Source organism: Duganella sp. HH101 (assembly GCF_001758795.1).
Lineage (GTDB): Bacteria > Pseudomonadota > Gammaproteobacteria > Burkholderiales > Burkholderiaceae_D > Rugamonas > Rugamonas rivuli.
This window is the reverse complement of record NZ_LRON01000012.1, coordinates 70,135-92,243: the sequence shown is the minus strand read 5'-3', so window position 1 is coordinate 92,243 and position 22,109 is coordinate 70,135. Positions and strand designations below refer to the sequence as shown.

General features: G+C 62.7%; 21 protein-coding genes. 14 read left to right on the top strand and 7 right to left on the bottom strand.

Translation table 11 applies throughout. The features are described 5' to 3' along the window. The first annotated feature begins 79 nt into the window (after positions 1–79). Positions 80–562, top strand: coding sequence for a hypothetical protein (locus DUGA2_RS19425; RefSeq protein ID WP_070271145.1), 483 nt, complete (start codon positions 80–82; stop codon positions 560–562). A 245-nt stretch (positions 563–807) separates the two neighbouring features. Continuing rightward, positions 808–2,349 carry a methyl-accepting chemotaxis protein gene (locus DUGA2_RS19420; protein WP_070271144.1) on the top strand — a complete coding sequence of 514 codons (1,542 nt, stop codon included), beginning with the start codon at positions 808–810 and terminating at the stop codon, positions 2,347–2,349. A 98-nt stretch (positions 2,350–2,447) separates the two neighbouring features. Here DUGA2_RS19420 and DUGA2_RS19415 read toward each other — a convergent pair whose 3' ends face one another. From DUGA2_RS19415 to DUGA2_RS19400, 4 genes are all read right to left on the bottom strand, one after another. Continuing rightward, positions 2,448–6,029 carry a M1 family aminopeptidase gene (locus DUGA2_RS19415; protein ID WP_070271143.1) on the bottom strand — a complete coding sequence of 1,194 codons (3,582 nt, stop codon included), beginning with the start codon at positions 6,027–6,029 and terminating at the stop codon, positions 2,448–2,450. Between the two features lie 9 nt (positions 6,030–6,038). After that, on the bottom strand, positions 6,039–6,932 hold the full coding sequence (locus DUGA2_RS19410; protein WP_070271142.1) for an ABC transporter ATP-binding protein: 894 nt from the start codon (positions 6,930–6,932) through the stop codon (positions 6,039–6,041). A gap of 207 nt (positions 6,933–7,139) precedes the next feature. Further along, complete coding sequence (locus DUGA2_RS19405; protein WP_070271141.1) at positions 7,140–8,336, bottom strand: ABC transporter permease; 1,197 nt, start codon at positions 8,334–8,336, stop codon at positions 7,140–7,142. Between the two features lie 3 nt (positions 8,337–8,339). Then, the gene (locus DUGA2_RS19400; protein ID WP_070271140.1) at positions 8,340–9,122 is read right to left on the bottom strand and encodes an ATP-binding cassette domain-containing protein; all 783 of its coding nucleotides are present in this window, start codon (positions 9,120–9,122) and stop codon (positions 8,340–8,342) included. Positions 9,123–9,233: 111 nt separating this feature from the next. Between DUGA2_RS19400 and DUGA2_RS19395 the strand changes: the two genes are divergently transcribed. Then, on the top strand, positions 9,234–9,668 hold the full coding sequence (locus DUGA2_RS19395; RefSeq protein WP_070271139.1) for a hypothetical protein: 435 nt from the start codon (positions 9,234–9,236) through the stop codon (positions 9,666–9,668). Between the two features lie 47 nt (positions 9,669–9,715). Further along, complete coding sequence (gene coq7 / locus DUGA2_RS19390) at positions 9,716–10,357, top strand: 2-polyprenyl-3-methyl-6-methoxy-1,4-benzoquinone monooxygenase (protein ID WP_070271138.1); 642 nt, start codon at positions 9,716–9,718, stop codon at positions 10,355–10,357. On the opposite strand, the gene DUGA2_RS19385 is transcribed toward coq7, so the two are convergent. Further along, positions 10,354–10,776, bottom strand: coding sequence for an OsmC family protein (locus DUGA2_RS19385; RefSeq protein WP_070271137.1), 423 nt, complete (start codon positions 10,774–10,776; stop codon positions 10,354–10,356). The genes coq7 and DUGA2_RS19385 overlap by 4 nt on opposite strands. Before the next feature lie 130 nt (positions 10,777–10,906). On the opposite strand from DUGA2_RS19385, the gene DUGA2_RS19380 reads away from it, so the two are divergent. From DUGA2_RS19380 to erpA, 6 genes are all read left to right on the top strand, one after another. Then, positions 10,907–13,108 carry an NHL repeat-containing protein gene (locus tag DUGA2_RS19380; RefSeq protein ID WP_141753319.1) on the top strand — a complete coding sequence of 734 codons (2,202 nt, stop codon included), beginning with the start codon at positions 10,907–10,909 and terminating at the stop codon, positions 13,106–13,108. A 129-nt stretch (positions 13,109–13,237) separates the two neighbouring features. Beyond that, complete coding sequence (gene rplM / locus DUGA2_RS19375) at positions 13,238–13,666, top strand: 50S ribosomal protein L13 (protein ID WP_008445136.1); 429 nt, start codon at positions 13,238–13,240, stop codon at positions 13,664–13,666. Between the two features lie 9 nt (positions 13,667–13,675). Next, positions 13,676–14,068, top strand: coding sequence for a 30S ribosomal protein S9 (gene rpsI / locus DUGA2_RS19370; protein WP_008445137.1), 393 nt, complete (start codon positions 13,676–13,678; stop codon positions 14,066–14,068). A 171-nt stretch (positions 14,069–14,239) separates the two neighbouring features. Continuing rightward, positions 14,240–15,277, top strand: coding sequence for an N-acetyl-gamma-glutamyl-phosphate reductase (argC, locus tag DUGA2_RS19365; RefSeq protein WP_070271135.1), 1,038 nt, complete (start codon positions 14,240–14,242; stop codon positions 15,275–15,277). 69 nt (positions 15,278–15,346) lie between these two features. Continuing rightward, positions 15,347–15,718, top strand: a complete 372-nt coding sequence (locus DUGA2_RS19360) for a polymer-forming cytoskeletal protein (protein ID WP_070271232.1) — start codon at positions 15,347–15,349, stop codon at positions 15,716–15,718. Between the two features lie 51 nt (positions 15,719–15,769). Beyond that, positions 15,770–16,132, top strand: coding sequence for an iron-sulfur cluster insertion protein ErpA (gene erpA / locus DUGA2_RS19355; protein ID WP_008445143.1), 363 nt, complete (start codon positions 15,770–15,772; stop codon positions 16,130–16,132). A gap of 53 nt (positions 16,133–16,185) precedes the next feature. Here erpA and DUGA2_RS19350 read toward each other — a convergent pair whose 3' ends face one another. Continuing rightward, positions 16,186–17,280 (bottom strand): anhydro-N-acetylmuramic acid kinase, encoded by a 1,095-nt coding sequence (locus DUGA2_RS19350; RefSeq protein ID WP_070271134.1) that lies wholly within the window; start codon positions 17,278–17,280, stop codon positions 16,186–16,188. A gap of 140 nt (positions 17,281–17,420) precedes the next feature. Next, positions 17,421–18,803: a peptidoglycan DD-metalloendopeptidase family protein gene (locus DUGA2_RS19345; protein WP_043479745.1), complete on the bottom strand. Its 1,383-nt coding sequence runs from the start codon at positions 18,801–18,803 to the stop codon at positions 17,421–17,423. Positions 18,804–18,961: 158 nt separating this feature from the next. Between DUGA2_RS19345 and tyrS the strand changes: the two genes are divergently transcribed. From tyrS to DUGA2_RS19325, 4 genes are read left to right on the top strand one after another with little or no spacing between them, the layout of a single operon-like run. Further along, positions 18,962–20,215 carry a tyrosine--tRNA ligase gene (tyrS, locus tag DUGA2_RS19340; protein WP_070271133.1) on the top strand — a complete coding sequence of 418 codons (1,254 nt, stop codon included), beginning with the start codon at positions 18,962–18,964 and terminating at the stop codon, positions 20,213–20,215. Then, entirely contained in the window at positions 20,212–20,658 is a 447-nt protein-coding gene (dtd, locus tag DUGA2_RS19335; protein WP_070271132.1) for a D-aminoacyl-tRNA deacylase, read from the top strand. Before tyrS ends, dtd begins: the two co-directional genes overlap by 4 nt. A gap of 21 nt (positions 20,659–20,679) precedes the next feature. After that, positions 20,680–21,351: a YbhB/YbcL family Raf kinase inhibitor-like protein gene (locus DUGA2_RS19330; RefSeq protein ID WP_070271131.1), complete on the top strand. Its 672-nt coding sequence runs from the start codon at positions 20,680–20,682 to the stop codon at positions 21,349–21,351. After that, positions 21,348–21,998 (top strand): histidine phosphatase family protein, encoded by a 651-nt coding sequence (locus DUGA2_RS19325; RefSeq protein WP_070271130.1) that lies wholly within the window; start codon positions 21,348–21,350, stop codon positions 21,996–21,998. The genes DUGA2_RS19330 and DUGA2_RS19325 overlap by 4 nt, the downstream gene beginning before the upstream one ends. Positions 21,999–22,109: the final 111 nt, after the last annotated feature.

Below are 22,109 nucleotides of genomic sequence, written 5' to 3'. Positions count from 1 at the left end.
GCCTGTGGGGCGGTCGCGTTAATTGCTCAAGACGCTGATGAACAGCGATCTGCCAACCACTAGAAAAGGACACACCATCATGAAAACCAAATCCCTGATGATCGCCGGCGTGCTTTCCATGATCGGCGCCGCAGCCTTCGCGCAGACCAATCCAGTGGCACAAGTCCATCAGGACAATGCTCAGATCCGCCAGGACGTCAAACAAGTACATCAGGACACCCGCCAGATCCAGCGCGACAACGCGGTGATCGCCGCCAAGCAGGCCCAGGTAGCGGCAGGCCAGCAGCAGCTGCAGGCGGAACGCGGCGAACGCAATGCGCTGGCCCGCGCCGAGCATGCCGATGTGAAGAAGGGCGACCTGGCCGGCGCCCAGCAGCTGGACCAGGCGCGCCGCGCCGAGCAGCAAAACATCAAGGTGGAAAAGCAGGCCATCAAGCATGACGAAAAAGTGATCGCCCATCGCACTGCCGACAAGCATGTGGAACAGGTGGCGCGGCACGAAGCGAAAGTGGAGCGCCATGCGGACAAGGTCAAGCGCGACCATGACGCCGCCAAGATCTGATCGCTGAAGTTTCCAGAAAGCCGGGCGCCTCCAAACCGCCCGGCTTTTTGACGCTTGCGCCGGCCTGGTCGGCACCCTGCAGGCCACGGCCTGGCGACCTTTCAGCAATAAATTAATTGCCGTGGTACACTGGCGATTCTTTAGGGCAACTTTCATCCTTCTGCCCGATTCGCAGTTCCAACGGTAGCAACATTGAGCGGCAACGCTGCTTTATTTCCAATATTGCCTTAACGGCCACACATATCATGAAAAATTTGAAAATCGGCACGCGCCTTGCCGCGGGCTTTGGCTTGGTATTGGCGTTGATGACGCTGATGACCGCGATCGGCATCGGCCATATGCAAACCGTGGCCGAAGCCACCCGCGACATGATGCAGCAGCCGCTGGCCAAGGAACGCATGATCAGCGACTGGTATCGCCTGATCCACACCAGCGTGCGCCGGACGTCGGCGATTTCGAAGAGCAGCGATCCGTCGCTGGGGCCGTTCTTCTCCGAAGAGACCGCCGCGTCGACGGCCGAAGTCAACGGCCTGCAAAAGAAGGTCGAGCCGCTGCTGGAAACCGACAAGGAAAAAGCGCTGTTCGACGACATGAAGGCCAACCGCAAGCGCTACCTGGCGTCGCGCGACGCCATCGTCGCGCTGAAGAAGGAAGGCAAGCTGGACGAGGCCGCCGCCATGCTGGATCAGCATTTCACGCCGGACGGCAAGGCTTATCTGGAATCGCTGCGCGGCCTGCTGGAATTGCAGCGCAAGAGCATCGACGATAACGCGGCGGCGATTGAGTCGCTGTACGAGCGCAGCCGCCAGTTCATGATTGTGTTCGGGCTGGCGGTGCTGGCGCTGGGCATCGTCTGCGCGTGGCGTCTGACGCGCGGCATCACCGTGCCGCTCAGCCAGGCGGTGGATATCGCCGTCGCCGTGGCGAACAAGGATTTGACCACCCGCATCGTGGTCAGCAGCAAGGATGAGACCGGCCGGCTGCTGGAAGCGTTGCGCACCATGAACGATGGCTTGATCGGCATCGTCACCGAAGTGCGCAGCGGCACCGAGAGCATTTCCAGCGCGTCGAGCCAGATCGCGGCAGGCAACCTGGACCTGTCCTCACGCACCGAAGAGCAGGCTTCGAGCCTGGAAGAAACCGCCTCGTCGATGGAAGAGTTGACCGCGACCGTGAAGCAGAACGCGGACAACGCGCGCCAGGCCAACCAGCTGGCGGTGAAGGCGTCGGAAGTGGCGCAGCGGGGCGGCGGCGTGGTGTCGGACGTGGTGCAGACCATGGATGCGATCAACGGTTCCGCGCGCAAGATTGTCGACATCATCAGCGTGATCGACGGCATTGCTTTCCAGACCAATATCCTGGCCTTGAACGCGGCGGTGGAAGCGGCCCGTGCGGGTGAGCAGGGACGCGGTTTCGCGGTGGTGGCGACCGAGGTGCGCAGCCTGGCGCAGCGCAGCGCGACGGCGGCCAAGGAAATCAAGACGCTGATCGACGACTCGCTGGAAAAGGTCGATGCCGGCAGCATGCTGGTCACGCAGGCCGGCAACACGATGAGCGAAGTGGTGGAGAGCATCCAGCGCGTGACCGACATCATGGGCGAGATCACCACGGCCAGCATGGAGCAGAGCTCGGGCATCGAGCAGATCAACCAGGCGATCGGCCAGATGGATCAGGTCACGCAGCAGAACGCCGCGCTGGTGGAAGAAGCGGCCGCCGCGGCAGCCGCGCTGCACGATCAGGCTGATGCACTGACCGAAGTGGTCGCCGTCTTCAAGCTGGCGGCGTAAAAAAACGGGGGTCAAGTCTGACATTTGGACACGAGCTGAACTGTAGCCTGCGCTACAGTTCAGCTCGTGTCCAAATGTCAGACTTGACCCCCGTTGTGTTATTGAGCTTGCAGCTCGACGGGCATCATGTTGTCGTCGGGCTTGCGGTCGATGAGCTTGTTGTCAGGGTCGATGCCGGCGCGGCCCGGGCGGCCGTTGATGACCACGGTGTACAGATTGTCCTTGCGCTCGACCAGCATGCGCTCGCGGTACAGGCTGTTGCCGTCCTTGTCGTCGATGCCGATGTCGATCCAATCCTTCAACGGCGTATCCTTTTCCGCCCCTTGGTCGTCGGCCCGCACCTTGGCCGCGCTGACCGCGAACGTCACTTCATACTTGCCGTCCGCCAGCCTGCGCGCCGTGGCCGACACCGCATGGTTCTCGTACAGCACGATGTGGTTGAACAGGTCGTCGATCAGGTAAGCCTGCTCCGGCGGCGTGATCTTGCGCAGCGCGTCGACCAGCACCGTCACGCTCGGGTAGGGCCCGCTCTTGCGGCCGTACTGCGCCAGCATTTCCTTCAGCGCGCCGTTGACCTTGGCCTCGCCGACGATGTCCTGCAACTGGTACATCGCCAGGCTGCCCTTGCGGTACTGGATGTAGTTCTGGTTCTCATTCTCCGCCAGCGGCAGCTCCTTCTTGCGCTCCAGCGCGCGGCCCACCAGGTACTGGTCCAGGTCGTAGTGCAGGAAGCGGCGCATCTTGTCCGCGCCGAAATTCTTCTTCATCACCATCAGCGCCGAGTACTCGGCCAGCGTTTCGCTCAGCACCGTGCCGCCGCGCGTGTTGCCGCCGACCAGCTGGTGGCCCCACCACTGGTGCGCAACTTCATGCGCGGTGATGTAGAACGGATAGTCGATGTCCTTCGGGTTCTTGTCGTTGACCTTGGCGATGAAGCCCAGCGCCTCCGAATACGGCAAGGTCGTCGGGAACGATTGCGCGAACGTGGCGTAGCGCGGGAACTCGACGATGCGCACCAGCTTGTGCTGGTAGGGGCCAAAGTTGCGCGTGTAGTAGTCCAGCGATTCCTTGATGCCCTTGTCCATGCGGTCCAGGTTGTATTCGTGGCCGGGATGGTAGTACAGCTCGATGCCGACATCCTGCCACCAGTCGCGCTTGACCAGGTAGCGCGCCGACTGGAAGGCGTAGAAGTTGAGGATGGGCTGGTCCATCTTGTAGTGGTAGTAGTGCCGTCCCTGCTTGCTCCATTCCTTGACCAGCGTGCCCGGCGCGATGGCGATCTGGTCGGCGCTGGTGCTGACGGTGGCGTCGAAGGTCAGCCAGTCGGCGTCGCTGCTGGCGAAGTTGTTGGCCAGGCCGGCCGGGTCGTCGCGCGGCAGCATGCGCTCGCGCGCCGGCAGCTTGTGCTTCTTGCGGTCGCGCGCGTCGTTCAGTTCCATCGCCTGCTGGTAGCCGATGTGCGGCAGCACGTCGTTGTTGAAGAAGGTGCCGTTGCCGACCACCGGCGTGTCCTGGCCCATGCCCAGGATGCCCTTGGGGACGTAGGCGACGTCGAAGTCCATCGTCAGCTGCGCGCCCGGCGCCAGCGGCTTGGCCAGCTTGTAGCTGTAGAAGCCCAGCTCCTCATCCTGGAAGCCCGGCCGCACATCCTGGCTGAAGCGCACCTTGTACTGGGTGCTGGTGTTGTCCTGGTAGACCAGCACGTCGCTGATCGGCTGCGCGGTCTTGTTCTCCAGCAGGTAGCGGCCCTTGACGACCAGGCTGCGCCGCTCCGGCACGATGGCGACATCAAGCTTGACGTCGGTGATGCGCGGCTGCGGCACCACGGCGAACTTCTTGTACTTGCGCTCGTAATCGGCGCGCTCGCCATCCTTCTGGTACTGCGTCTTGTAGCACTGGACGATGTGGGTGTTATAGAACAACACGCTGCCGGCGCCGACGAAGATCAGCAGGCCGGCCGCCACCGTGGTCAGCACCGGCACGGTCAGCGCGTGGCGCGCCAGTTGCAGGCGCTGGCGCCAGCCGTCGTTGGTGCCGCGCGCCCAGAACAGCAGCGACAGCACCGCCAGCAGCAGCGCCGCGCCGCCCCAGTAGGCTTCGAACCAGCGCTCGCGCGGCAGGAAGTGGCCGTAGCCGTTCATGGCGGAATAGATGAAGCTCGGCACGTTGCCGTAGATGAGCATGGGGTCGTCGACGCCGACCGTGCCCAGCGTCAGGCTGGCCAGGTAGTAGACGATCATCGCGAAGTAGGCCAGGTATTTCTGGTTGATTAGCACCTGCAGCGTGATCGCCAGCACCGCCGACAGCGCATAGCCGGGCAGCTGGATCAGGAATAAGTGGTAAAGGTAAAGACCGGGCTCCAGGATGAAATAGCCTTTGACGATCTGGATCGCCATGCCGCACAACATCACCACGCCCATCAGCATCGCCTGCAGGCCGATCAGCGCGAACAGCTTGGCCAGCATCGGCAGCCAGCTCGGGATGGGCAGCGCGTCCAGCATCTGCCCCATGCGCGCCTCGCGTTCGCGCCACACCAGCTCGCCCGCGTAGAAGGTGGTGATGACGAACATGAACAGCGCGAAGGTTTCCGACACCGCTTCCAGCACCAGGTAGGTGACGGGGTAGGTGGTGGTGCCGAACATCGAACCCATGTCCAGCGCGCTGGCGAACATCATCAGCACGCCGGCCAGCACGATCACCAGGAAGTAGATGTTCTTGGTGGTTTCGCGCAGGTTCAGCCAGCTCATCTTGAACAGCAGCGCGGCCAGGCTGCGCGACGCGAAGTCGGGTTTTTCCTGGGTGCTGGTCGACTGCGCCGACAGGTGCAGCGGCGTTTCGCCTTCGCCGCGGCTGGTGCTGCCTGAGCCGCTGTCGATGGTGGCGATGAAGTGGAAGCGCCAGTAGCCCAGCAGCAGGCCGGCCAGCGCGAACGAACACCACAGCACGCGGTTCAGCAGGTACACGCCTTCCGGCACGAACATGCGGGTGTTGCGCTCGACGATGGGCCAGTACTCGGTCAGGCGGATCACGGCGGTGGTGCCGAAGGGATCGATCAGCGCGGCCAGCGTCTTGAAGTCGAGGTCACGCGCCAGGCCGGGGGCGACGATGTAGCCGATCAGCATGACCACGCTGGAAATGTACACCGGCAGCATGCGCCGCGTCAGCGCGGCCAGGATGAAGAACACGGCGCCGAAGATGAAGATGTTGGGCAGGATGACGATCAGGTAGGGGATCACATAGCCCAGCACGCCGGGCTGGCCCAGCCGCTCGGGGTCGATGCCGGGGATGAAGCTGCCCAGCCAGGTGCCCAGCACGATGCTGGTGAAGATGATGGCCAAGGTCAGGTAGGCGCCGAGGAAGCGGCCGAACATGTACTGGTGCTTCCTGATCGGTGCACTGAAGAAGAAGTGCTGCATGTCGTATTCGAAATCCTGCTGCACCGAGCGGCCCATCATGGCCGCCATCACCACCACGCCCAGCGAGCCGAGCAGGCTGGTGGTGAACATCAGCGAGCGGGGCGAATCGATAAACTGGGTGCCGAAGGTGACGGATGCGCCCTTGAAGACGCCGCCGGCGGCGGCCATCCACAGCAGCGACAGCGCGAGGAAACCGAGGAAATACACCCAGGTGGACAGCAGCTTGAGGCGCTGGCGCGCTTCAAAGTAGGCGATGGAAAACATGGGGCCGCCTTAATCGCAGCTGGCCGCAGCGCTGTGGCGGCCGGCGATGGTGGCGAAGTAGACGTCTTCCAGGTCGCCGATGGCTTCCTCGAAGCCGTCGCCGGGATCGCTGTCGCTGTAGACATGGATCAGGGTGCGGCCCGACAGCAGGCGCGACGAGATCACCGGATGGCGCAGCTGGAACGACGGCAGGTCGCGCTTGTCGATGAAGCGGGCCCAGATCTTGTCGCTCACTTCGTGGATCAGTTCCTGGGTCGGGCCGCACAGCAGCAGGTGGCCCTTGTTGATGATGGCCATGTTGGCGCACAGGTCGGCGACGTCGCTGACGATGTGGGTCGACAGGATCACGGTCTTGTCTTCGCCGATGTCGGACAGCAGGTTGTGGAAGCGTACGCGCTCCTGCGGGTCGAGGCCGGCGGTCGGCTCGTCGACGATGATCAGCTTGGGATCGCCCAGCAGCGCCTGGGCGATGCCGAAGCGCTGGCGCATGCCGCCGGAAAAGCCGCCGAGGCGCTGGTTGCGCACGTCGAACAGATTGGTTTGCTGCAACAGGCCGTCGACCACTTCGCGCCGGCGGTTGCGGTTGGACAGGCCCTTGAGCACGGCAAAATGGTCGAGCAGCTCGTAGGCGGTCACTTTCGGATACACGCCGAAGTCCTGCGGCAGGTAGCCCAGCAGGCGGCGCACTTCGTCTTTTTCGTCCAGCACGTCGATGTCGTCCAGGAAGACGGAACCGGAATCGCATTCCTGCAGCGTGGCCAGCGTGCGCATCAGCGTCGACTTGCCGGCGCCGTTGGGGCCGAGCAAACCGAACATCCCGGTCGGGATGGTGAGCGAAATATTGTCCAGCGCTACGACGCCATTGCCGTAGGTTTTAGACAAGTTGCTGATGCGTAATTCCATGCTAACTCCTGAATGATTCTGCCGGTGCCTGGCCGGCGTTTCTGCACGGCCATACACTTTTCACATGATGGCATTGTATTGGGTTTGCCCTATACATGGGGCCCCATTGCGACGGGCGGCGCAAAGCGCGCGCCAGAGTGCAAAAAAGGCCGACCAGACGGCGGCCTGAAGCGGGGACTTTCCGGGCTAGTTGAATAGACAACTTGTTCAATTTCTAAACAAAACCTGCTCGCGGTTGAACCACCAGCGGCACAAGGCCAGCAGGGCGCCGGCGGTCAGCGTGGTCGACAGCAGGATCACCGAGAACATGCTGTAGTCCATGGTGCCCTTGACCAGCTCCTTCATCGCCAGCGATACATTGGTCAGCGGCACCATCGCCCACTTCCAGTTCAGCTCCACGCCGGGCAGCAGCGCCACCAGGGTCGGCAGGATGGTGACGATGATCAGCGGCGAGATCAGGCCGGCCGCCTCCTTGTAGCTCTTGGCGTAGACCGAGATCGACAGCAGGATGGCGGCGAAGATGGCGGCGGTCGGCACCAGCATCAGCGCCACCATGGCCAGGTCCAGCAGGCCGATGGCGCGCACCATCTGCACCAGGTCGCCGCCTATCATGGGGCCGAAGAACGTCAGCAGCAGGCCCATGCTGCCTATCATCAGCAGCGCCGAGGTCAGGCCGACGGTGAACAGCATCAGGAACTTGGCCATCACCAGGGCGGTGCGCGAGACCGGCGCCAGCAGCAGGGTTTCCAGCGTGCCGCGCTCCTTCTCGCCGGCGCCGGTATCGATCGCCGGGTACATGGCCGCCATCACGCACACCATCAGCAGGATGTAGGGCAGCATGCCGCCGACCACCGCGCCCATCTGCTCGCGCTTGTCGGCGGTGGAATGGTCTTCCAGCGTGATCGGGTCGAGCGCGAAGCGCAGCTGCTCCTTGTTGAGGTTGAGCGCGGACAGCGCCTGCTCGCGCAGCACGCGGTTCTGGCCGCCGATCACCGACATCACGCGCTTGCGCGTCAGGTCGACGGTGACGGCGCTGTTGTAGTGCAGCGCGATCACGCCTTGCTGCTGCTGGGCCAGGCTCTGTTCGAAGCCGGCCGGGATCACTAGCGCGAACTTGATGCGGTCGTCGCCGATGGCGGTCTTGATGTCGGCCGGGCTGGCCAGCACCACTTCGCGGAAACCCTTCTCTTTCGCGAAGCGTTCGGCCAGGCGCGGCGCGTGGTCCTTGCCGAAGATGGAGTAGGTCATCTCGGCCTGGCTGGCCTGCTTGAACAGGCTTTGGGAGACGAAGCCGAAACCGGTGAAGATCAGCGGCATCGCGAACACGGGGATGAAGACGGTGAAGAAGAAGGTGCGGCGGTCGCGCGCCAGCTCCAGCAATTCCTTCAGATAGATGATCCACATGGCTCAGCCTCCCTGGTTGATGACGCCGACGAAAGCGTCGTACAGATCGGTGCTGCCGCCCAGGTGGCGCAGCTCGTCGACCGTGCCGTGGAAGGCGGTCTTGCCGTGGTTGATGATGCAGACGCGGTCGCACAACTTCTCCACCTCGTGCAGGTGGTGGGTGGAGAAGATCAGCGGCACGCGCAGCGCCTTGTAGCTGGCGATGAAATCGAGCAGGATCTTGGCCGACATCACGTCCAGACCGGTGGTCGGTTCGTCGAGGATGACGATCTGCGGCTCGTGCACGACGGTGCGGGCGATCGAGCATTTCTGCTTCATGCCGGTGGACAGCTGGTCGGCGCGCTTGTTGCCGTACTCGGTCATTTGCAGCAGCTCGAACAGTTCGTCGCAGCGGCGCTTCAGGTAGGCCGGGCTCATGCCGTGCAGGCGGCCGAAGTACTCGACGTTTTCGCGCGCGGTCAGGCGGCCGTACAAGCCGGTGGTGCCGGACAGGAAACCGATGTGCTGGCGGGCCGCGACCGGATCGTGCAGCAGGTCGACGCCGTTGGCGTGTATGCTGCCGGCATCGGGTTTCAGCGCCGTGGAGAGCAGGCGCAGCGTGGTGGTCTTGCCGGCGCCGTTGGGCCCAAGCAGGCCCAGCACCTCACCGGGCGCGCAGCGGAAACTGACATCGCGCACTGCATGGAACCAGCCGTCGTGGTCGCGCGGATCGCGCGCCGCCTGCGCGGGTTTGCCCCCGCGCGACGGCAGCCGAAAACGCTTGGCGAGACCCCTGACCTCGATCATTGCAGTGTCCTTGTTAAAAATATTTCAAGAGTAGCATGTAAAAATTCTCACACGCAAGCTACTAGCTGTACAAATGTCTTGCTATAGTCGGATATGGGAGAAGAATGAAAAATGAATCCTCAATTGCAGGAAAAAATACTGGCCGTGACGCACTGCGGCGTGGACCGTAACGAATCCACCGGCTTCTTCCGCGTGGCGTTGGGGCTGTATTACCTGTCGGGCCTGATGACCAAGGATACGCTGGACTTCAAGCAGCTGGACCGCGACTTCAACCGTTTCATCTACCACAGCATCGGCAAGGGCCACAGCATCACCAGCATCCTGCAATACATGAGCGGGGAAAAGGTGGTGCCGGTGGTGGAGTCCAAGCGCTTCCTGCGGGCGTTCGCGCAGCATTGCACCGAAGTGCCGGTGGAGAACATCCCCTTCCTGCTCGGCCTGAACCTGAGCGTGGCGAAGGATATTTCCAAGATGGACGTGCGCGGCCCGGTGGCAGACTACATCGAACGCCAGCGCCAGTTGCGCGAAGCGGCCGAGGCAAATTAAGGCGTGCGCGCCTATAATATTGCTTTCGTCCGAATTCGAGTCTGCACATGGCCGCACATCACCACACCCCGCTGGACCGTTTGATAGCCGGCGCCGACAAGGCGCTGCGCGTGATTACCGGCGTCGCCTCCGCCTCGCGCCCGACGCCGGCGCTGCACGCGGCCGACGCCGTGATGAGCGAAGCGGAAACCCGCCACAGCGCCGGCTTGATGCGGGTGAATCATGTGGGCGAGGTCTGCGCGCAGGCGCTGTACAACTCGCAGAGCCGCTTCGCCAAGACCGCGCAGATGCGCGCGCAGTTCGAGCAGGCGGGCAGGGAAGAGGAAGACCATCTGGCCTGGACCGCGCAGCGGCTGGGCGAATTGAATTCGCACATCAGCGTGCTCAATCCCTTGTTCTATGCGGGCGCGTATGCGCTGGGCACGGTGGCCGCGGTGCTGGGTGATGCGCGCAGCCTGGGCTTTGTGGTGGAAACGGAGCGGCAGGTGGAGGCGCATCTGGCCAGCCATCTGGACAAGCTGCCGCCGCAGGACGCCAAGTCGCGCGCCATCGTCGAGCAGATGCGCCTGGATGAGATCGAACACGGCGCCGCCGCGCAGGCGCTGGGCGCCGCGCAGACGCCGGCCCCGGTGCAGGCGGTGATGGCGGTGATGGGCAAGGTCATGACCAGCACCGCGTACTATATTTAGGCCTCGATAATCTCGAACGAGTGGGTGATCTCGGCGGTCTTGGCTAGCATGATGGACGCCGAGCAGTACTTGTCGTGCGACAGCGTGATCGCCCGTTCCACAGCCTCCGGCTTCAGATCCTTGCCGGTCACGGTGAAGTGGAAGTTAATCTTGGTGAACACTTTCGGCTCCGTGTCCGCGCGCTCTGCCGTCAGCGTGCATTCGCAGCCGCGGATGTCAGCGCGGCCCTTCTTCAAAATCAGCACCACGTCATACGCCGTGCAGCCGCCGGTGCCCAGCAACACCATCTCCATCGGCCGTGGCGCCAGGTTGTGACCGCCGCCCTCGGGCGCGCCATCCATGTTGACCATGTGGCCGGAACCGGTCGTGGCCAAGAAACTCATGCCCGACGGGCCATTCCAGCTGACTTTGCATTCCATCATTCTCTCCGTTAAAAAGCGTTGCGCATATTGTAAAGGAGTCCGGCCGGACTGGCTTGCATGAGGTTTTATTGCTTGCTGTTGCCTCGAACGAATCGCATACTTTATGACTTAGATCAAGGAGGCTCTGATGACTCATGCTATCAAGTACCTTTGTTCCTATGGCGATTTGACCGAGCCGGGCAGCACGCAGCCAGGTCCGTTGGCCGACGATTTCACGCTCAATTCCCCGGTCGGCGTGCATGCCGATAGTTACGGCAGGCTGTGGGTGTGCGATACCGGCAACAGCCGCGTGCTGATCTTCGACGCCGACCTGTCCGCGCTGCTGCACGTGATCGAAGGCCCGGGCGAGGACACGCCCGACGCGCCGCGTCTGCTGATGCCCTTCCATGTCTGCCCCCATCCCACCCACCAGCTGATGTACTGCACCGACATGGGTCATGGCCGCGTGGTCGCCTTCGCCTACGACGAGGCGGACGTGTGGTTCAGCTACGCCTTCGGCGAGGGCGACGACCACTACCTGCCGCTGTCCGACCCGAACGGCATCGCCGTGGTGCGCGAGCGCGACGGCGTCGACTACCTGTACGTCTGCGACGAGTTCTTCCACACGGCCGACGATCTGGCCAGCCGCTGCGTCAAGTTCACACTGGAAGGCGACTTCGTCAGCCAGTTCCGCCACGTCGCCGGCCCCGGCGCCAGGCATGAACTACTGTGGCCGCAAGGCCTGGCCAGCGATACGCAAGGCAACCTCTACCTCGCCAACACCGGCCACTACGAAGTGCTGAAGATCAGCACCGACTGGCCCATCGTCGACGAATGCGTGCAGGCGCCGCACGACGCGGTGATGCTGCACCAGCATGGCAAGCCCACCGGCATCGGCAAGTTCAACGTGATGCGCTCGGTGTGCGTGATCGGCGACCGCGTGTTCGTGCCGGGGCACGTCGAGAACGCCATCACGGTGTACGACCTGGCCGGCAACGAGGTCAGCGAGGTCAACGGCCTGCTGCCCTTGTGGAATCACACGCCGGAGCCGGTGCACAGCCTGTCCGACTTCGTCTACGGCGCGCTGGAGGACGTGGTGTTCGTCGGCCCTTACCAGGTCTGCGCGGCGGAAGGCGAAGCGGATGTGTATTTCATCAGCGAGCCCTTCGCCTCCAGCGTGATCAAGGTGCGCATCCCGCGCATGACGGGCAACGGCGGCGACGAGGATGCTTTGCTGATCGAGTCGGTCGGCCACCGGCGCGACGACCAGAACCGGCTGCGCGACAGCTCGCAGTTCAATTGCATGACCTCGGTGATCGGCTTCAATCGCGAGCGCCGCACCGTGCCGCGCGAGCCCCAGGCCGCCGGCAACTGGATCGACCAGTGGGCCACGGCCACGACCAACATCTACAAATATTGGTACGACCAGTTCCGCACCCACATGGGCATCGATCCGCTGGCGCGCATGGCGAACGCATCGCTGAACATCGATTCCGGCAACTGGTGCATGAAGACCTTCAACACCGAGAGCGATCCCTACCATCAGTTGCAGGACATGATGCGCGGCTTCTTCGTGCCTGGCGACCTGGCGATGGACGTCTATTATCCGCACACGCCGCCGCTGGGACAGATATGTCCCGGCACGCCCATCGTGTTCGTCACCAACTTCAATCTGTGCACGGTGACGATGTACCAGTTCAATCCGGCAGGCTACCTGATCAACTACGGCATGCCGTTCGGCCGCGAGGGCATAGGCGGCGACGGCACGCTGAAGGCGCCGCAGGGCATCGCCATCAACAGCCGGGGCGAGATCTATATCGCCGATTCGCTCAACAACCGGATTTCGATGTGGCAGCTGCAGCCGACCGGCTACGTGGCGTTCCGCAAGAACTTCCGCTGGCAGTCCGACGACGACTTCACGCCCTGCGACATCGCCATCGACGCCGAGGACCGCCTGTTCGTCTGCGACCAGTTCAACAACTGCCTGCGCGTGTTCGACCGCGACGGCAACAGCCTGTGGAGCTACGGCTATCTCGGCTATTGCGATGATGTCAATGTTGACTACGAAAAGTTCATGCTGCCGGCCAGCGTCTGCATCGACGGCGAGCGCCTGATCGTCAACGACCTGGTCAACCGCGCGCTCAAAGTGTTCCGCATCGGCGAGCACACGCTGCACTACGAAACCGGCATTTCCGTGTTCAAGAAGTACCCGGACGCGGGCGGCGTCTGGATGCCGTACTTCATCTACGCCGACCGCGGCCGCCTGTACGTGCCCGACACGACTTTCAATGTGGTCAATGTTTTCCGCTACGGGGCCGCGGAGCCTGATTCCGCCGGCATTGCGGCTTGACGCGGCGGGGCTTTCCCGCTTATACTTGTCGGCTTTCCGTTCGCTCAGGAAAGTAAATAAGAAGGCCGAGTCCGCTGAAGCAATGGCGGAACCACCATTTGAGCGTGTTTTATTATTTAGGAAGTCAACATGAAAACTTTTTCCGCTAAGGGCCATGAAGTCCAGCGTGATTGGTTCGTGATTGACGCGACGGACAAAGTCCTCGGACGTGTTGCCAGCGAAGTGGCACTCCGACTGCGCGGCAAACACAAGCCAGAATTTACTCCTCACGTCGATACCGGCGATTTCATCGTCATCGTCAATGCAGGCAAACTGCGCGTGACCGGCACCAAAGCAACCGAGAAGACCTACTACCGTCACTCGGGCTACCCAGGTGGCATCTATGAGACCAACTTCCTGAAAATGCAACAGCGTTTCCCAGGCCGTGCTCTGGAAAAAGCCGTCAAAGGCATGCTGCCGAAGGGCCCACTGGGCTACGCAATGATCAAGAAGCTGAAAGTGTACGCTGAAGGTTCGCACCCGCACGCTGCTCAGCAACCTAAAGCACTCGAAATCTAAGGAACTGACATGATCGGTAACTACAATTACGGCACCGGCCGTCGCAAGAGTGCAGTAGCTCGTGTGTTTATCAAAGTTGGCACTGGCCAAATCATCGTTAACGGCAAGCCAGCGGCTGAGTACTTCTCCCGCGAAACCGGCCTGATGGTTATTCGTCAACCACTGGAACTGACCGGCAACGTTGAGCGTTTTGACATCAAGGTCAACGTTCACGGCGGCGGCGAGTCCGGCCAGGCAGGTGCTGTGCGTCACGGCATCACCCGCGCCCTGATCGACTACGATGCAGCGCTGAAGGGCGATCTGGCACGCGCCGGCTTCGTTACCCGCGATGCACGTGAAGTTGAACGTAAAAAAGTTGGTCTGCGCAAAGCACGTCGCGCAAAACAATTCTCGAAGCGTTAATTTTTACGCTGTGGTGCGCTGCTTGCGGCGCATCCTCAAAAAAGCCGCCGGCCCTGTGTCGGGCGGCTTTTTTGCTATCTGGCAGGCGCGGTTTGCAGCGTAACGCGTCTGTCGCATATGCCTGATAAAATGGCAGTCCCCTCCACGCATTACCTCATTCAAGGAAAGAACATGATCAAAGTTGGCATCGTCGGCGGCACCGGATACACCGGAGTGGAATTGCTGCGACTGTTGGCAGTCCACCCTGATGTGCAGCTGACGGCGATCACGTCGCGCAAGGAAGATGGCTTGCCCGTTGCCGATATGTTCCCTTCGCTGCGCGGCCGCGTGAACATCGCCTTCTCGTCGCCGGACAAGGCCGACCTGAGCAAGTGCGACGTGGTGTTCTTCGCCACCCCGCACGGTGTCGCCATGGCGCAGGCGCCGGCGCTGCTGGCGGCCGGCGTCAAGGTGATCGACCTGGCGGCGGACTTCCGCATCAAGGACAAGGCCGTCTTTGAAAAATGGTACAAGATCGACCACACTTGCCCGGAGCTGCTGGAAGAAGCCGCCTACGGCCTGGCTGAACTGAACCGCGAAGCCATCAAGGGCGCGCGCCTGGTCGCCAATCCGGGCTGCTACCCGACCACCATGCAGCTGGGCTACTACCCGCTGCTGAAGGGCGGCCTGATCGATGCCGGTGCGCTGATCGCCGACTGCAAGTCGGGCGTGTCCGGCGCCGGCCGCAAGGCCGAGATCGCCACGCTGTTCTCGGAATCGAGCGACAACTTCAAGGCCTACGGCGTGGCCGGCCACCGCCACACGCCGGAAACCTCGGCGCAGCTGCAGAAGTTCACCGCCGACAAGGTCGGCCTGGTGTTCACGCCGCACCTGGTGCCGATGATACGCGGCATGCACTCGACGCTGTACGGCCGCCTGACCAAGGACGTCAGCAACGAGGAACTGCAGGCGCTGTTCGAAGCGCAGTACCAGGACTCGCCGTTCGTCGACGTGATGCCGTTCGGCTCGCATCCGGAAACCCGTTCCACCCGTGGCTCCAATATGCTGCGCCTGGCGCTGCATCGCCCGGACAACGGCAACACCGTGATCGTGCTGGTGGTGCAGGACAACCTGGTCAAGGGCGCGTCCGGCCAGGCGGTGCAGTGCATGAATCTGATGTTCGGCCTGGAAGAAACCACCGGCCTGACCCAGATCGCGCTGCTGCCGTAAATCAAAGTGCGGCAGGGCGGGGATAGTAGATTGAAGATTCCCGCCCACCTCGCCAGCAGAGAGCCGCAGATGATAGCCATGGACAGCCTGATCGGCTCCGCCACCCGCGTGCAAGGCAATGTGCTGTTCCGGGGCGGCTTGCGCATCGACGGCGAGGTCATCGGCAATGTTGTCGGGGAGGCAGGACATCCCAGCTATCTGGTCATCGCCGAGCACGCCCGTGTGGAAGGGGAGATACGCTGCGACCACCTGGTGGTCAACGGCGAGGTCCGGGGTTGCGTTTTCAGTAGCGACCTGCTTGAAATCCAGCCCAGTGCCCGTATCATTGGGGATGTAAGCTACAAAGTCCTGGAAATGCACGGCGGCGCGCAGGTGTTGGGCACCTTGACCCATCGCGACAGCTCCGGCGCGGAGCCGTTTTTGGCGGTCTCCGGAGCATAATTTACGCCAACGGTCTATAATGGATCAAATGTTTTCACGTAGGAGTCTGAAATGAATGCTGTCGCCGAATCGCTCGATGTAATCCCGTCGCCTATTATCTTCACCGACAGCGCGGCGGAGAAGGTCGCCCAACTGATCGAGGAAGAGGGTAATCCAGATCTCAAACTGCGCGTGTTCGTGCAGGGTGGCGGCTGCTCCGGCTTCCAGTACGGCTTCACGTTTGACGAAATCGTCAACGAAGACGACACCACCATGGTCAAGAACGGCGTCCAGCTGTTGATCGATTCGATGAGCTACCAGTACCTGGTCGGCGCGGAAATCGACTACAAGGACGACCTGGAAGGCGCGCAGTTCGTGATCAAGAATCCGACCGCCACCTCGACCTGCGGCTGCGGCTCGTCGTTCTCGGTCTAAATTAGTTTGCCCCATCAACGGCGGACAACTCCGGTTGTACCGCCGTTTTTGTTTTAACGAGGGTAGAGCGCGCCCAGTACGCGATCGCCCCTGGCGCCCGTCACCGACGGCAGGTTGCCCGCCGTGCGCTCGGTGAAACGGTAGCCCAGCCAGGCGAAGGCCATCGCCTCGACCCGGTTCGGCGCCACGCCCAGCGCCTGCGTCGACGCCAGCGCCACCTGCGGGCCCAGCGCCGCGCCCAGCTCATCCATCAGCACGCCGTTGCAGGCGCCGCCTCCGCACACGTAGACCGCCTGCGCGCCCGCGCCATGGGCCTGGATCGCCTGCGCCAGCGTCAGCGCCGTCAGCCGCGTCAGCGTGCGCTGGACGTCGGCCGGCGCCGCGTCCGGGAAGGCCGCCAGGTGCCGGTCCAGCCAATTGATGTGGAACAGGTCGCGGCCGGTGCTCTTGGGCGCCGGCAGCGCGAAGTACGGTTCGGCCAGCATGGCCGCCAACAGGCCGGGAATGGCCTGGCCGCTGGCCGCCCAGGCGCCGTCCTGGTCGAACTCCTTGCCCTGGTGGCGCGCGATCCACGCATCCATCAGCACGTTGCCGGGGCCGGTATCGAAACCGGTGACGGTGCCATCTGCCAGCACGCTGATGTTCGAGATGCCGCCGATATTGGCCACCACCCGCGTCTGCCCGGCCTTGCCGAACAGCGCCTGGTGGAAGGCCGGCACCAGCGGCGCGCCCTGGCCGCCGGCGGCGATGTCGCGGCTGCGGAAATCGGCGATGACGTCGATGCCGCACAGCTCGGCCAGCAGGGCGGGATTGTTGGTCTGGCGCGTGAAGCCCAGTTCAGGACGGTGGCGGATGGTCTGGCCGTGCACCGCCACCGCGCGGATATCCTGCGCCTGCAGCGAGGCGTCGGCCAGCAGCGCCTGCACGCACTCGGCGTAATAGCGCGCCAGCTGGTTGGCGGCCAGCGCCTCGCGCTCGATCTCGTTGTGGCCGGCGGCCTGCAAGGCCATCAGCTCGGCGCGCAGCGCCGGCGGGAAGGGCACGTAGGCGGCCGCCAGCGTGTCGATGGCGTCGTCGCTGAAGCGCGCCAGCGCGCCGTCCACGCCGTCCAGGCTGGTGCCGGACATCAAACCGATATACAAAGACATTGCCGCATCCCGAAACTGAAAAGCGTATTTTGCCTGAGTATGCGTGTGCTGTCGCACGGAAGAAGCGGCCCCGTCGGCGCATGATGATAAAAAAACAGGCCGCAAAGGCGGCCTGTTTCGGAGTGCTTGATTTGCCGCGCTTATTTCGCCGCGACGCGGGTGCCGCCGGAGCCGCCCGGCTGCAGCAGCGCGAAGCGGTGCGACATATCGGAGGCGTAGGCCTTGAAGCGCGACATCTCGGCGGCGGTCAGCGGCGCCTGGGCCTGCACGTTCATCGTGCTCGGATCCTTGGCTTCGCCGCCGACGCGGAATTCGTAGTGCAAGTGCGCGCCGGTCGACCAGCCGGTGGTGCCGACGTAGCCGATCACGTCACCCTGGCTGACCTTGCTGCCTTTTTTGATGCCAGGCGCAAAGCGGCTCATGTGGGCGTAAGCCGTGGTGTAGTTGGCCCAGTGCTTGATCATGACGAAATTGCCGTAGCCGTTTTGCGTGCCGGCGAAATCGATCACGCCATCGCCCGATGCGCGGATGGGGGTGCCGGTCGGAGCAGGGAAGTCGATACCTTTGTGGGCTTTCCACTGGCCGGAAATCGGATGCACGCGCATCGCGAAGCCTGAGGAAATACGGGAGAATTCGACCGGGGACTTGAGGAAGGCTTTCTTGAGGGCTTTGCCGTCGAAGCTGTAGTAGCCGCCGCCCTGTTTGCTTTGCGGGTCTTCGAACCAGACCGACTGATACGTCGTGCCCTTGTTGGTGAACTCGCCGGCCAGGATGCGGCCCGCTCGCACAAACTCGCCATCCTGCCAGAAGGTTTCATAGACCACGTTGAAATGGTCGCCGCGCTTCAGGTCGCCGCGGAAGTCGATGCTGGTCGAGAACATCTCGACGATCTGCTTGACGATGGTGTCCGGCAGCTTGGCGCCGTCTTCGCTCGAATCGGTCGCCGCATACAGCGTCGAGCTGATGGTACGCGCATGCATTTCCACGCGCCGTTCCAGCTTGGCCGCCACTTCTTCCGCGATAAAGCCGTCACCCTTGCGGCTGATCTTGATGTTCTTGACCGGAATATCCTTGCCATCCACCACGACCGCGCGCAGCCATTGCAGATTGCCCTCGTCGTCCGTCTGCGCCTGGACGCGCTTGCCGGTCTTGAGCTGCATGACGCCTTTCGCCACCTTGTCTTTTTTGATAAAGTTCTCGGCCGCGTCGTCGTCGACGCCGAGGCGGGTCAGCAGCGCTGCCAGCGTATCGCCGGCGCGGATTTTTTCTTCGTGGACGAAGTGTTCGGTGGAGGATTGCTGTTCAAGCGCGGAGATCTGGGAGCTGAGGTCTGGCAGTGCTACCGATTCCTGGACCGATTTGACCGGCAGGTCGGACGCGTCAGGGGCGAGCGGCGCTACGCCGGCGGCACCAAAAGCACACACTGCAAGAAACAATGCAGACGCGCTGATGATGCGCGCCTTGCGCGTAGAACCTAGCAGACTGAACAAGCGTGAGCTCGTGAATTTATGTATTTGGTTCATGCAATCAGTTAAAATTTGCCGCTTGAACTATTCAGGAACGTTTTATTTCTTCTAATTGTTATTAAAGTTCGTTTTCGTACGGCAAGATTGATGGATCGAGGATTATATCAAACTCCTGAAGCTGCCCCTCTTTTTCTGAAAAATACCTGCACAAAATTATGACTACCTCTTCTTCGACACCCGTGGCTCCCTCTAAAGCGTTGCCGTTGACCGACAAGGTTCTGGAGGCTCTCGCCATCACCAAACGCGGTGTCGACGAGTTGCTGATTGAAAGCGAGTTCGCCCAAAAGCTGGCGCGCTCCGAACAAAGCGGCGTGCCGCTGCGTATCAAGCTGGGCCTGGATCCTACCGCACCCGACCTGCACCTTGGCCACACCGTTGTATTGAACAAGATGCGCCAGCTGCAAGACCTGGGCCACCAGGTGATCTTCCTGATCGGCGATTTCACGTCGATGATCGGCGATCCGTCCGGCCGCAACGCCACCCGTCCGCCGCTGACGCGCGAGCAGGTCGAGCAAAACGCCATGACCTACTTCAAGCAGGCTTCGCTGGTGCTGGACCCGGCCAAGACCGAAATCCGCTACAACTCCGAATGGTGCGACCCGCTGGGCGCGCGCGGCCTGATCAAGCTGGCCTCGCACTACACGGTGGCCCGCATGATGGAGCGCGACGATTTCAGTAAGCGCTTCAAGAGTGGGACCCCGATTGCGGTCCACGAGTTCCTTTATCCTTTGATGCAGGGCTACGATTCGGTCGCTTTGAAGGCCGACCTTGAGCTGGGCGGCACCGACCAGAAATTCAACCTGCTGGTCGGCCGCGAGCTGCAGAAGGACTACGACCAGGAACCGCAGTGCATCCTGACCATGCCGCTGCTGGAAGGCCTGGACGGCGTCGACAAGATGTCCAAGTCGAAGAACAACTACATCGGCATCACCGAACCGGCCAACACCATGTTCGCCAAGATCATGAGCATCTCCGACTTGATGATGTGGAAATATTACGAACTGCTGTCGTTCCGCTCGCTCGCCGACCTGGCCGCGCTGAAGGCCACCGTCGACGGCGGCGCCAACCCGCGCGACGCCAAAGTGGCGCTGGCGCAGGAAATCGTCGCCCGCTTCCACTCGCAGGGCGCGGCGGAAGAGGCACTGAACGACTTCGTCAACCGCTCCAAGGGCGGCATTCCGGACGACGTGCCTGAAATCACGCTGCCGGGCGCTCCGGCCGGCATCCAGCAGCTGCTGAAGTCGGCGAACCTGTGCGCCTCGGTGTCGGAAGCGGGCCGTATGATAGACCAGGGCGGTGTGCGCATAGACGGCACGGTGATCAGCGACAAGACGGTCAAGATCGAGGCCGGCACCTTCGTGCTGCAAGTGGGCAAGCGCAAGTTCGCGCGCGTCACGCTGACGGCATGATAGGGCTGCTGCAACGCGTCAGCAGCGCCAGCGTGGTGGTCGACGGCGCCACCATCGGCGCCATCGACGCCGGCTTGATGGTGCTGGTGTGCGCCGAACGCAACGACACCGAGAAGGAAGCCGATGCGCTGCTGGCCAAATTGCTGGGCTACCGCGTCTTCGCGGACGAGACCGGCAAGATGAACCGCAGCGTCACCGACGTCGAAGGCGGCCTGCTGCTGGTGCCGCAGTTCACGCTGGCGGCGGACACCAAGTCCGGCACGCGGCCGTCGTTCACGCCGGCCGCCGCGCCGGCCGACGGCCTGCGTCTGTTCAACTATTTTGTCGAGCAGGCGCGTCTGAAGCATCAAGTGGTGCAAACCGGCCAGTTTGGCGCGGACATGAAGGTTGCGCTGACCAACGATGGTCCCGTAACGTTCTGGCTGCAAACGAACGCCAGGTAAAACCGTGGTTGGGAGACGGGCATGAAACTTTCAAGCGACAGCTTCCGCGACGGCGGCGCCATTCCGGCGCACAACGCTTTCGCGGCCCTGGATGCCGCCGGCCGGCAGGTCGGCCTGGCCGCCAACCGCAATCCCCAGCTGGCCTGGCGCGACGTGCCGGCCGGCACCGAATCGCTGGTGCTGCTGTGCATAGACGGCGACGCGCCGCAGGATGAGTCCGACGTCAACCGCGCCGGCCGCATGCTGCCGGCCAGCCTGCCGCGCGGCGATTTCTTCCACTGGAGCCTGGTCGATATCCCGCCCAGCCTGCAGGCGATCGCCGAGGGCGCGCTGGCGGACGGCGTGACCGCGCGCGGCAAGCCGGGGCCGGAGGTGCTGCTGGACGGCATGCCGCTGCGCCAGGGCGTCAACGACTACAGCGCCTGGTTTTCGGCCGACCCGGCCATGGCCGGCGACTATTACGGGTATGATGGCCCCTGTCCGCCGTTTAACGATGAGCGTGTGCACCATTACATTTTCCGCATCTACGCGCTGGACATCCCGCGCCTGGCACTGGGCGCGCGTTTCGGCTGCGCCGAGGTGCTCGGCGCCATGTACGGCCACATCATCGACGAAGCCCAACTAATCGGCACCTACACCCTGAACCCGGCCCTGGCCGCCAGGCCGCGCCGGTCCAGAAAAAAGATTGAATGAAGAACACCACTATTTTTCTGATCCGCCACGGCGAGACCTCCTGGAACGCCGTGCGCCGCCTGCAGGGCCACACCGATATCGGGTTGAATGAAGAGGGCGCGCGCCAGGCCGGCGCGCTGGCGCAGGCGCTGGCCGCCGAGCAGGTCGACGTGCTGGTCTCCAGCGACCTGCAGCGGGCGATGCAAACGGCGCAGGCCGTGGCCGACCAGTACGACGGCCTGGCCGTGCACACCGACGACCAGCTGCGCGAACGCTGCTACGGCGTGTTCGAAGGCATGCTGTACGCCGAGATCGAACGGCAATACCCGGCCGAGTACGCACTGTGGCAGGCGCGCGATATCGACGCCGTGATGCCGTCCGGCGTGCGCGAGGCGGAAAGTTTCCGCCAGTTCTACCAGCGCTCGACCGCGGGCATCGCCGCCTGGGCCGAGCGCCATCCGGGCCGCACCATCGCCATCGTCGCCCATGGCGGCGTGCTGGAGTGCGCTTACCGGGAAGCGGTCGGCATGTCGCTCGACAGTCCGCGAGACTTCCAGGTCAAGAACGCCAGCATCAACCGTTTCACTTGGTCCGACGGTAAGTTGGCGCTCACCAGCTGGGGCGAAGTCGATCACCTGAGCCTGGCAGCCATGGACGATATTATCTGACGACCGTGCTTATAGTTTATGCACGGAAATGTTCGTTCATAACGGCAAGGCTGCACATTTGCCGAATACATAAAAAATAGTGCTTATTATTTGAGCACCCCTTCGGTTAAA

Bases quoted from the DNA above. Each gene is read 5' to 3' on its own strand.
- DUGA2_RS19380 (WP_141753319.1), top strand. From the start codon at position 10,907: ATGACTCATGCTATCAAGTACCTTTGTTCCTATGGCGATTTGACCGAG.
- DUGA2_RS19415 (WP_070271143.1), bottom strand. From the start codon at position 6,029: ATGTTTTCCATCGCCTACTTTGAAGCGCGCCAGCGCCTCAAGCTGCTG.
- DUGA2_RS19405 (WP_070271141.1), bottom strand. From the start codon at position 8,336: ATGTGGATCATCTATCTGAAGGAATTGCTGGAGCTGGCGCGCGACCGC.
- erpA (WP_008445143.1), top strand. From the start codon at position 15,770: ATGAATGCTGTCGCCGAATCGCTCGATGTAATCCCGTCGCCTATTATC.
- DUGA2_RS19410 (WP_070271142.1), bottom strand. From the start codon at position 6,932: ATGGAATTACGCATCAGCAACTTGTCTAAAACCTACGGCAATGGCGTC.
- DUGA2_RS19345 (WP_043479745.1), bottom strand. From the start codon at position 18,803: ATGAACCAAATACATAAATTCACGAGCTCACGCTTGTTCAGTCTGCTA.
- argC (WP_070271135.1), top strand. From the start codon at position 14,240: ATGATCAAAGTTGGCATCGTCGGCGGCACCGGATACACCGGAGTGGAA.
- DUGA2_RS19350 (WP_070271134.1), bottom strand. From the start codon at position 17,280: ATGTCTTTGTATATCGGTTTGATGTCCGGCACCAGCCTGGACGGCGTG.
- DUGA2_RS19360 (WP_070271232.1), top strand. From the start codon at position 15,347: ATGATAGCCATGGACAGCCTGATCGGCTCCGCCACCCGCGTGCAAGGC.
- coq7 (WP_070271138.1), top strand. From the start codon at position 9,716: ATGGCCGCACATCACCACACCCCGCTGGACCGTTTGATAGCCGGCGCC.
- DUGA2_RS19330 (WP_070271131.1), top strand. From the start codon at position 20,680: ATGAAACTTTCAAGCGACAGCTTCCGCGACGGCGGCGCCATTCCGGCG.
- dtd (WP_070271132.1), top strand. From the start codon at position 20,212: ATGATAGGGCTGCTGCAACGCGTCAGCAGCGCCAGCGTGGTGGTCGAC.
- tyrS (WP_070271133.1), top strand. From the start codon at position 18,962: ATGACTACCTCTTCTTCGACACCCGTGGCTCCCTCTAAAGCGTTGCCG.
- DUGA2_RS19420 (WP_070271144.1), top strand. From the start codon at position 808: ATGAAAAATTTGAAAATCGGCACGCGCCTTGCCGCGGGCTTTGGCTTG.
- rpsI (WP_008445137.1), top strand. From the start codon at position 13,676: ATGATCGGTAACTACAATTACGGCACCGGCCGTCGCAAGAGTGCAGTA.
- DUGA2_RS19395 (WP_070271139.1), top strand. From the start codon at position 9,234: ATGAATCCTCAATTGCAGGAAAAAATACTGGCCGTGACGCACTGCGGC.
- DUGA2_RS19385 (WP_070271137.1), bottom strand. From the start codon at position 10,776: ATGGAATGCAAAGTCAGCTGGAATGGCCCGTCGGGCATGAGTTTCTTG.
- rplM (WP_008445136.1), top strand. From the start codon at position 13,238: ATGAAAACTTTTTCCGCTAAGGGCCATGAAGTCCAGCGTGATTGGTTC.
- DUGA2_RS19325 (WP_070271130.1), top strand. From the start codon at position 21,348: ATGAAGAACACCACTATTTTTCTGATCCGCCACGGCGAGACCTCCTGG.
- DUGA2_RS19425 (WP_070271145.1), top strand. From the start codon at position 80: ATGAAAACCAAATCCCTGATGATCGCCGGCGTGCTTTCCATGATCGGC.
- DUGA2_RS19400 (WP_070271140.1), bottom strand. From the start codon at position 9,122: ATGATCGAGGTCAGGGGTCTCGCCAAGCGTTTTCGGCTGCCGTCGCGC.